Origin of the sequence: Desulfovibrio sp. (assembly GCF_019424165.1) — a bacterium.
Lineage (GTDB): Bacteria > Desulfobacterota > Desulfovibrionia > Desulfovibrionales > Desulfovibrionaceae > Desulfovibrio.
Window position 1 is genome coordinate 4,848 of record NZ_JAHZAA010000009.1, and the last position, 10,528, is coordinate 15,375.

General features: G+C 59.3%; 7 protein-coding genes. 6 read left to right on the top strand and 1 reads right to left on the bottom strand.

The genetic code is table 11. From position 1 onward, the window contains the following. Window positions 1-783: FAD-dependent thymidylate synthase (locus QZ377_RS05135; RefSeq protein WP_291440132.1), on the bottom strand; the 783-nt coding region annotated here is incomplete at its 3' end. Window positions 784-1,088: 305 nt separating this feature from the next. On the opposite strand from QZ377_RS05135, the gene trpB reads away from it, so the two are divergent. The 6 genes from trpB to QZ377_RS05165 form a co-directional block, all read left to right on the top strand. Continuing rightward, window positions 1,089-2,300, top strand: coding sequence for a tryptophan synthase subunit beta (trpB, locus tag QZ377_RS05140; RefSeq protein WP_291440133.1), 1,212 nt, complete (start codon window positions 1,089-1,091; stop codon window positions 2,298-2,300). Window positions 2,301-2,811: 511 nt separating this feature from the next. Further along, window positions 2,812-4,371, top strand: a complete 1,560-nt coding sequence (locus QZ377_RS05145; RefSeq protein WP_291440134.1) for an outer membrane homotrimeric porin — start codon at window positions 2,812-2,814, stop codon at window positions 4,369-4,371. Window positions 4,372-4,537: 166 nt separating this feature from the next. Further along, window positions 4,538-6,682 (top strand): excinuclease ABC subunit UvrC, encoded by a 2,145-nt coding sequence (uvrC, locus tag QZ377_RS05150; RefSeq protein WP_291440183.1) that lies wholly within the window; start codon window positions 4,538-4,540, stop codon window positions 6,680-6,682. Window positions 6,683-7,270: 588 nt separating this feature from the next. Further along, the gene (locus QZ377_RS05155; protein ID WP_291440135.1) at window positions 7,271-8,245 is read left to right on the top strand and encodes a J domain-containing protein; all 975 of its coding nucleotides are present in this window, start codon (window positions 7,271-7,273) and stop codon (window positions 8,243-8,245) included. Window positions 8,246-8,265: 20 nt separating this feature from the next. Then, on the top strand, window positions 8,266-8,580 hold the full coding sequence (locus QZ377_RS05160) for a chaperone modulator CbpM (RefSeq protein WP_291440136.1): 315 nt from the start codon (window positions 8,266-8,268) through the stop codon (window positions 8,578-8,580). A gap of 396 nt (window positions 8,581-8,976) precedes the next feature. After that, window positions 8,977-10,528: Clp protease N-terminal domain-containing protein (locus tag QZ377_RS05165; RefSeq protein ID WP_291440137.1), on the top strand; the 1,552-nt coding region annotated here is incomplete at its 3' end.

Consider the following 10,528-nt stretch of genomic DNA (forward strand, 5'->3'; position numbering starts at 1 on the left):
CTGAACCGGAGGTGCGGCCGCGGTCCCCCGTGCAGAGCGCAACAGGGCCATGGCTTCATCCTTGGTAATGATGCGGCCTCGACAGCGGGCATTCTGAAGGGCATTTTCCGGGCAATACCCCAACTGCACGCAGTTGGGTCCGGCCCCTGCGAACAGGTCGGGAGCAGCCTTGCGGCACAGACGCAGCATCTGCCAGGCAAGGTGCCGGATTTCGTGTTGGGCGTTACGACAGCAGCGGATGGAAAACCAGTCCAGCAGGGCGTGGGCGTTCATGCCCACAATGGCCTTGAACTCCGTAGCCTGCGGCTTGAGATAGCGCAGGTCTTCTTCCGGCAGGTCAGCATCAAGCCCCGCTTCATACCACTGGCGGCCGAGATCGGCGAGGTCACGCCCGCTCAGGCTCACCGTTGCACCGCCGGGCAAGGTCACCGGAGCGGTAAACTCCGCCACGCCGCGCGGATACACCACAGAATAGCGACGTTTGCCGCCAAGCTCGGCCCGGCCCGACTTGATCAGGTAAGAAGCCAGACGCTTGCGCACAAGCTGGGTTTCGGTCACGCGGGAGTAGCCCTCAAGGCCGAAAATGAAAAAATCAAACTCCAGCGCGGCCCTGTGGCCCGACGACAGGATGTTCTCCACTATTTTTTTGGAATAGGGCGAAGCCACAATGTCTTCAAGGTCCCTCTCGCTGCGCACAAAGCGCGCCGCGATGTCTGTGTAGACTTTTCCGCCGCCGGCCAGCAGCACGACCTTGCCGTTTCCGGTAAATTTTTCATCCAGCATTTCAACTCCTTGCCGCAAAATTGAGCGCGCTCACCAAGCATAAGCGAAACAGGAAGCCACGGCAAGAAGAACACAAAATCACAAGGGCATCCATAGATACAGCACATACGGCAAAGACAGGAAAGCGCCTTGACACAGAGCGCCCAAAACGCCAGAGTGAGAACCGTTTTTCAGCCTTTGCGCTTTTCAGGCTTACCGGTCCCGAAGCCGCCCACGCCGGGCGCAGAGCCGGGTACGGCAGAACGGCGTTTTGCCGCAGACCAGGTAGCATGACGGCGACACAGCATCAGCAGCAAGGAGATCGCATGAGCCAGCATTCCGCACCCCACGACAAACCGGACAGCAACGGCTTTTTTGGCGCGTACGGCGGCCAGTTTGTTCCCGAACCAGTCAAGGCCCGCCTGGATGAACTGACTGCGGCTATGGAGTCTGCCCTGGCCGACCCCGGCTTCATGCAGGAACTCAATGACCTTTTCATCCATTATACAGGACGCCCAAGCCCTGTCTTTCACTGCGCCAACCTGAGCCACAAGCTGGGCGGCGCGCAGATATGGCTCAAGCGCGAAGACCTCAACCATCTCGGGGCGCACAAGATCAACAATACGCTCGGCCAGTGCCTGCTCGCCAAGCGTATGGGCAAAAGCCGCATCATCGCCGAAACCGGCGCGGGGCAGCATGGCGTGGCCACAGCCGCCACGGCCGCCCTTATGGGACTTGAGTGCACCATCTGCATGGGCGAAGTGGACATGAAGCGTCAGCACCTCAACGTCATCCGTATGCGTATGCTCGGAGCCGACGTCGTGGCGGCCACATCCGGCCAGCGCACACTCAAGGAAGCTGTAGACGAAGCCCTTACCCTCTGGGTGGCGGACGACGCCATGTTTTATGTGCTGGGCTCTGCTGTGGGGCCGCACCCCTATCCTTATATGGTACGCCAGTTCCAGTCGGTGGTGGGCAGCGAAGCCCGGGAGCAGATGCTTGAAGCCTGCGGCCGCCTGCCCGATGCGGCGCTGGCCTGCGTGGGCGGCGGTTCAAACGCCATCGGCATTTTTTCCGGCTTTGTGAACGACGCCGGCGTGCGCCTTATCGGCGTGGAGCCCGGCGGACACGGCACGGATTACGGCCAGCACGCGGCCTCGCTCTGCCTTGGCGAACCAGGCGTGCTGCACGGATTCAATTCCTACATGATCAAAGATGACGCAGGCGATGCCGGGTCTGTATACTCCATATCCGCAGGGCTGGACTATCCCTCGGTAGGCCCGGAGCATTCCATGCTCAAGGACGCGGGCCGCGCCGAATATGTCAGCATTACCGACAAGGAAGCCCTGGATGCCTTTTTCACCCTGTCCCGTCATGAAGGCATCATCCCGGCCCTTGAATCATCCCACGCCCTGGCTCACGCCATCAAGATGGCTCCAGCCATGCCGCGGGATGCCATCCTGCTGGTCAACCTTTCCGGCCGGGGCGACAAGGACGTGGCACAGGTCGCCGAAATGATGGAAAAAGGCGAAATCTGAAGACACTGTCCAAATGAGACTGCAAGCCCTGTAAAAAATATCAGGGGGAACAGGCCCGACGGGCAGTGGCTCTTACAGATTGACGCCGACAGAAGAAGCGTCGCAAAACGGCGCTACGCATCTGCCTGCTCCGCAAAGACCATATGACACACATCAGGAAAGCCGGGGACGCATCCCCGGCTTTCTTCGTATGAGGCGAAAAATTTTATACCGCCTGGCATTCATTCATAAAGGGCTGTTTTTCCTATATCCTTACAAATTATGCCTGTTGACGGGTAAAAAAATGCTGTGTCCGGAAAAAAAGTTTTTTCTCTAGATTTTTTTTAACCCGTAGATTTTCCGGATGATTGATCTTTTTTTCTTTTTATATCTTTCGGCGGGTTAAAATTTTTGCACGAATATGCTTGCAAAGTGTGCGGGCCTTTCCTATAGTTGGCCCGAAGCGGACATCCGCTCCACAGGCGTGTATAGTAAAACATGCCCTTTTGGGCAAAATAAAGGAAGGTTAACCATGAAAAAGATCGCTACTCTTCTGTTGGCGGCCGGTCTGGTGTTCGGCGCTGCCACAGGCGCCAGCGCCATCGACTTCAAGGCCAAGGGCCAGTGGATCATGAGCTTTGACTACGGCATGAACGGCAACTTCACCGGTGGCAACGGCCAGACCGGCTACAACGGTAAAGAAGACGAGTTCGAAGCCAACCAGCGCGTGCGCCTGCAGTTGGACGCCGTAGCCTCCGAATCCCTGTCCGGTACCGTGTTCTTTGAAATCGGCAAGAATACCTGGGGCAAAGCTAATAACGATAAGAACGGCAACGGCGGCGGCGGCGCCTTGGGTGCTGACTCCAGCGAAGTCATCAAACTGAAGAACGCCTACCTTGACTGGATCGTTCCCCAGACCGACCTGAAGGTGCGCATGGGTATCCAGGGCATGGCCCTGCCCAGCTTCACCACCGGCAGCAACGTGTTCAACGACGACGTAGCCGGCATCACCGCCTCCTACCAGTTCAACGAAAACGTTGGCGTGACCGCCCTGTGGGCCCGCCCCTGGAACGACAACTACGCCAATACCAGCGACCACGACGGCAACCACAACAACTTCATGGATAACGTGGACGTTGCTGCCCTGCTCGTTCCCCTGACCTTTGACGGCGTGAAAGTGACCCCCTGGGTCATGTACGCTGCCATCGGCCCCAACGCCTTCCGCGATAAGGACGGCTACTTCAACAACTTCTCCGGTACCTCCGGCAAGTACGCCCGCGCTGGCATGATCCCCGCTGGCGGTGCCCGTCATAAGGACGGCAGCTACGCAAGCAACAAGGTCGGCGAATACGGCAATGCCATCTGGGCCGGCCTGACCGGTGAAGTGACCATGTTTGACCCCATCCGCATTGCGTGGGATTTCAACTACGGTTCCGCCAGCTATGACCAGAGCCGTCTTAACCGTTCCGGCTGGCTGGCTTCTCTGCTTGCCGAATACAAGCTTGACTGGGCCATTCCCGGCATCTACGGCTGGTACGGTTCCGGCGACAGCAACGATCCGGCCGACGGTTCCGGCCGCATGCCCAGCCTGAGCGTGAACAACAATAACAACGGCTTCTCCAACTTTGCCTTCAACGGCAACCCCTACATCGCCCGCGAAGCCACCCTTGGCTACAGCATGGCCGGTACCTGGGGCGTGGGCGCGCGCTTGAAGGACATGAGCTTCCTTGAAGACCTGAAGCACACCTTCCGCGTGAACCTCATCGGCGGCACCAACAGCCCCTCCATGGCGAAAAAGCTGGTGCGCAATGGCGTTGCTGCCAACGGTGTTCTTGACACCGGTGTCAACACGAGTGCCAACAACCTCGGCATGGACCCCCTGTACATGACCACCGAAGACTACGCCATGGAAGTTGGCCTGACCAGCACCTACCAGATGTACGAAAACTTCACCATCATGCTTGACGCCGCCTACCTGGCTACCTGGCTTGACCAGTCCAAGTCCGTATGGGGCAACAGCAAGATGAACGGCAAGTCCGACGAAGTGCGTGACCCCTGGAACGTCAACCTGAGCTTCGTGTACTCTTTCTAAGAACAACGCGATCTCTGATTCCGCTATACAAAGGGGAAGCCGCAAGGCTTCCCCTTTTTCTGCATCCGATCCCTCTACAACTGCGCGTCAGGCTTGAAATGCCCATAGACACTTTAGCTCCATCCTTCTTGTTGGCAAGTTTGCCTGGGATGGTTATATGGTTGTCATGCAAAAACCAGAACCAGCCAGCATTCCTCTTTCTCCCGGCGTTTACCTGTACAAGGATGAGCGCGGCCGCATCATTTACGTGGGCAAGGCTCGTGTGCTGCGCCGTCGCGTGCTTTCCTACTTCAGACCTGAAGGGTTGCCCGCCAAGACGAAAGCCATGCTTTCCCATGCCGGAAGCATAGAATACCTCACCACCACAACGGAAAAAGAGGCTCTGCTTCTGGAATCAAGCCTCATCAAAAAGCACAGGCCCCGCTATAATATCGTTTTGCGGGACGACAAACAGTATGTGCTGTTTCGGCTCAACCCCAAGCACCCTTTTCCGCGTCTTGAAGTTGTGCGCCAGGCAAGGCGTGACGGCGCGCGCTACTTCGGCCCGTTCACTTCCGCCCTGTCAGCCCGTGAAACCTGGAAGCTCATACACCGCGCTTTTGCCCTGCGCCGCTGCTCCGACAGGGCCATGAAAAACCGTGTGCGGGCCTGCCTGTATCATTTTATGGGGCAATGCCCCGCCCCGTGCATGGACCTGGTAACACCCCAACAATACAATGAAAATGTGCGCAAAGTCTGCGATCTGCTGCAAGGCCGCGCGGCCCCCCTGCTGGACAGCCTGCGCGAGGCAATGGAGCAGGCCTCGGAAGATCTGGAATTTGAAAAAGCCGCAGTGCTGCGTGACCAGATCCGCGCAGTGGAGCGCACGGTAGAGCGACAGGCCGCTGTTTTGCCCGGCGGCGGCGATATGGATGCCGTTGGCCTTTACCAGGCGGAAAAAGGCCTTGCCCTGGGCATAGTCTTTGTTCGTAGCGGCGCCGTCACAGACGGGCGCGCCTTCTACTGGCCGGGCCTGACATTTGAGGACGCCCCTGAACTGCTCTGGAGCTTTGTAAGCCAGTATTACAGCCAGATCACACCACCGCCGCGCATACTGCTGCCCTGGCTGCCCCCCGACACAGAAAGCGTAGAAGACGCGGAAGCGGAAAACGACAGCACGGGCGAAGGTAGAAACGCTGGTGCGGGCGCGCAGGCAGCCACGCAGTCCCCCGTGCCGGTCGAAGCAGCCGTGGTCCCGGTTCCTGCCCCTGTTGCGGCCAGCCCTTCTGCTGCCGCGTCTTTTCCGCCGCCCGGTCCGGTGCATGGTCCGGAGCATGGTCCGTCGCCCGATCTGTCGTCCGGCCCGTCGCCTGATCTGCTTTCAGCCTCACCGTCTTTCCCGCTTTCTGATCCGGATGGCGCTCTGCTTTCCGTTCCGGCCGCTGTACCTTCGTCCATCCCCCTGACCGGACGCGAACTGCTGGAGCAGACCCTGGCCGATCGCCGGGGTGGTGCGGTGCGCATTGTGCCGCCACAGCATGCCGGGGACAATCAGTTGGTGGACATGGCCCAGTCCAACGCCCGTGAGGAAGCGCGCCGCCAGGAGCAGAAGTCTGAAATGAGCATTCTGGACAGGCTGGCCCGCGCCCTGCACCTTTCCGGGCCGCCCAGCCGCATCGAATGCGTGGACGTGTCTCATACCGGCGGCCGCCAGACCCGTGTGGGTATGGTGGTTTTTGAAGACGGCCAGCCTGCGCGCTCACAGTATCGCACCTACAGCATGCCCGACAGCGGCGACGACTACGCCACCCTGCACGCCTGGGTTGCCCGCAGGCTTGAAAGCGGCGCTCCGTGGCCCGACCTGCTGCTTATTGACGGCGGCCGCGGGCAGTTACGCACGATACAGCGCGCCCTTGAAGAGGCGGGCCAGCCCGATCTTTTCGCGCTGGCGGCCATTGCCAAAGCCAGGGATGAGCAAGGCCACGCCGACCGCCGCGCAGGCAATGTGGCCGACCGCATTTTCGTACCCAACCGCGCCAATGCCCTGCCCCTGCGCGAAGGCGGGCAGGAACTGCTTTTTCTGCAAAACATCCGCGATACGACCCACCGTTTCGCCATTGGCCGCCATCGCAAGGCCCGACGTGGTGCGGCCCTTGCGGGCGAACTCATGCGCCTGCCCGGTGTCGGCCCGGCCACGGCGCGCCTTTTGTGGGACCACTTCGGCAGTGTGGAGGCCATGTGTGCCGCCACGCAGGAAGAGTTGCGCAAAACCCCCGGCATTGGCCCGGCCAAAGCCGCCATGCTACTGGAAAAACTGGCCGCCCTGCGCTAGCTGCCGTTTTCGCGTAAATCCTGCGCACAGGCCGGGGCAGCCTCACGTTACGCATCGCACTGTGCCGTGCAGATCTGCTGCCTCCACCTGTAACTTCCTTCGTCATAACGGGCGAAGCATCTCTGCTGTCTTCGACCGTAACTTCCTTCGTCATAACGGGCGAAGCAATCCCAAAGGCCTGCACCGCGCCACGCGAGCCAGCATGCGTACGGCTGCTTTGCCCCGGCGGGCCACACGCCCTCTTTGTCCTCCATCTTTGGCCGCCATATTTGACCTCCATCTTTGGCCGCCATCGGGCTTACGAAAAAGTTTTTTCGCAATAATTACAGCCATGTACAACCCTGATGAAAAACGCTCTCTTCAGAGGCAATCCTGAGCTGTCAAGGCCGTTCCTTCACCGGCCTTCTGCCCTGCCCTTTGGCTTTTTGCCCAAAAATGTGTACTGTTTTTCCAATGTCAGGCATTGACCTTACACAAAACGGCCTTATTCTTGCATATTGAGCCACAGCCACAAAAAGGCCCGTGGTTCCGAAGCGCACCCGCACACGGGCTGCGCTCGACAGTACGATTCGCACGGGGGAGCACAGAATGTCAGTATCTTACAAAGACTATTACAAACTTCTGGGAGTGGAGCGCACGGCCAAGACCGAGGATATTTCCAAGGCCTATAAAAAGCTGGCGCGCAAGTACCACCCCGACCTGAATCCCGGCGACAAACAGGCAGAAGACAAATTTAAAGAAATCAACGAGGCCCACGAGGTTCTCAAAGATGCTGAAAAGCGCAGGCTTTACGACCAGCTTGGCCCCAACTGGCAGCACGGCCAGCAGTTTCAGGGCGAACCCGGCTTTGAAAACGTACATTTTACCTTCAATGGTAAAAACTTTGACGGCTCGGGTTTTTCAGACTTTTTTGATACCCTGTTCGGTGGCGCGCGCGGTGCGCAATTCGGCGGACAGGCCGGATCTTTTGGCGGACAGGGCGGAGGCCGCACGCAGTTTGGCCCCGACCCTTTCGGCGGCTTTTCTTCCCGCCCGCGCCGGGGGCGCGACGTTGAAGCCGAACTGCCCCTGACACTTGAAGAAGTGCAGAAAGGCGGCAGCCGTACTGTTTCCCTTCAGGGGCCACAGGGGCCGAAAACGCTGGAAGTCAACGTACCCGCCGGTATTCGCGAAGGCGCAAAACTGCGCCTGGCAGGCCAGGGCGATCCCGCCCCAGGCGGCACACCCGGCGACCTCTTTTTGCGGGTGCGCTATCTGCCGCACGCCACCTTCAGGGTGGACGGCGAAAACCTGCAATGCGACGTAGCACTGGCCCCCTGGGAGGCAGTGCTCGGCGGCAAGGTGGAAGTACCCACCCTTGAAGGCCACGTTGAAATGCAGATTCCCGCCGGGTCCAGTTCGGGACGCAAATTCCGCCTGCGCGGTAAAGGCCTGGGCGCATCCGGAAAACGCGGCGACCTGCTCGCCAGGGTCATGATCAGCACCCCGGCGCAACTGTCCGACGATGAGCGCGAACTCTGGCAAAAACTGGCCGAAACATCGGCATTCAAGGCCCGCGCATAGCAACTGGTGGAGGTTTTAGCATGAGCATGACACCCAAGCATCCCACCCTGCCCGCGCCTTCCACGGTTATGGTCTGGGAAGAATTTGTTCAGGTGACGGGCGTAGACCCCGAACGGTTGCAGGAACTGCTGGCCCTTGGCTGGATTGAGGCCCGGAGCAACGCTGCCCGGCGGCATCTTTTCCGCGATGCGGATATTTACCGCGTGCGCAAGCTTGAACGTATCTGCTGCGATTTTGAACTGCCCGTCCTCGGCGGAACCATCATAGTGGACCTGCTGGAACGCATCGACGCGCTGGAACAGGCCGTACGCAGCATGAAACACTTTGAGGATTAACGGCCCGCGCCCAACGGTTTTTCCCCTGGTCACAGGCAGGAAAGACATCCCGAGCGAAACGCGGCAAAAAGCGTTTTGCATGCCAGGCAAGCGCTCTGCACGAGGCTTTTGATCATTTTCGTATTGAGAGCACAGCCCTTCTCAATACCGTAAAAGCGCCCGCCTCAGCGGTGTGCAAAAACCTGCCGCGCAAACACGTCCGGCTGGTGGAAAACTCCGCAGGCACGGTGGGCCGGAAAGGCAGCCGCGTTGCAGGCCAGAAGGGTCACAGCGCGAACAGGCCGCCCGGCAGCGCCTGAATCGGGAAAAACCCGGGGCCGTTATAGATTTTACAATAATAACGCCTTACAAATATTTTGCCGCCCACACGGGCCGGCACTGTCTGGAGGAACCTTTATGGATATCAACAAATTTACGGAAAAAGCACGCGAGGCCGTCAGCGAAGCCCAAAGCCTCGCTGCGGGCATGGGTCATCAAGAAACAGACGTCGAGCATCTGGCCCTGGCCCTGGTACAGCAGGAAAACGGCATCGTCCCGCGTATTCTTGAACAGATGGGCATACAGCCCCGCGCACTTTCGGTGGCTCTTGAAGGCGCCGTGCGCAAACGGCCTTCCGTGTCGGGCGGCGGTATTGATCCCACCAAGATCATGATTACCCAGCGCCTGGCCACGGTGCTGAACGACGCCCAGAATGAAGCCAAGCGCATGAAGGACGAATACGTCAGCGTTGACCACCTGTTTGCCGCGCTGGCCGAGGTGCCGTCTTCCACGCCCCTTGGCGAAGTGTTCAAAGAGTACAAGATTACCCGCGCGTCCTTTGTGGCCGCTATGGAAGACATGCGCGGCGGCGCCCGCGTGACCAGCGCCAACCCCGAAGACACCTTCGAAGCCCTGACCAAGTACGCGCGCGACCTTGTGGAGGCGGCGCGCCAGGGCAAGATGGATCCGGTCATTGGCCGTGATGCGGAAATACGCCGCGTCATCCGCATTCTTTCGCGGCGCACCAAGAATAACCCCGTGCTCATCGGCGAGGCGGGCGTGGGCAAAACAGCCATCGTTGAGGGGCTTGCTTTCCGCATCGTCAAGGGCGACGTGCCCGAAGGCCTGAAGGGCCGCAAGCTCTTTGCCCTGGACATGGGTGCGCTTATTGCCGGGGCCAAATACCGCGGTGAATTTGAAGAACGCCTCAAGGCCGTGCTCAATGAAGTGGAAAAGAGCGAAGGCCAGACGATTCTTTTTATTGACGAACTGCATACCATTGTGGGCGCGGGCAAAACCGAAGGCGCAATGGACGCGGGCAACCTGCTCAAACCCATGCTGGCGCGCGGCGAACTGCACTGCATCGGCGCGACCACTGTGGACGAGTACCGCAAGTATATTGAAAAAGACCCTGCGCTTGAGCGCCGCTTTCAGCCCGTCATGGTGGAAGAACCCACGGTGGAAGACACCATTTCCATCCTGCGCGGCCTGAAAGAACGCTTTGAGGTGCATCATGGCGTGCGTATCAGCGACTCGGCCATTGTAGAGGCCGTGGTGCTCTCGCACCGCTATATTACTGACCGCCAGTTGCCCGACAAGGCCATTGACCTTATAGACGAAGCCGCCGCCCTTATCCGTACCGAGATTGACTCTCTGCCCGCGGATCTGGACGAAGCGAACCGCAAGGTCATGCAGCTTGAAATCGAGCGTGAGGCCCTGCGGCGCGAAACCGATGCGGCTTCGCGTGAGCGGCTGGAAAAGCTTGAAAACGAACTGGCCGACCTGCGCATCGAGCAGGCCGACCTGCGCAAGCAGTGGGAAAGTGAAAAAGGCTCCATCAACCAGGTACGCGAAATCAAGGAGCAGATCGAGCAGACCAAGCTGGCCATCGAGCAGGCCGAACGCGCATACGACCTGAACAAGGCCGCCGAGCTGAAATACTCCAAGCTGCTCGAACTTGAAAAGAAAC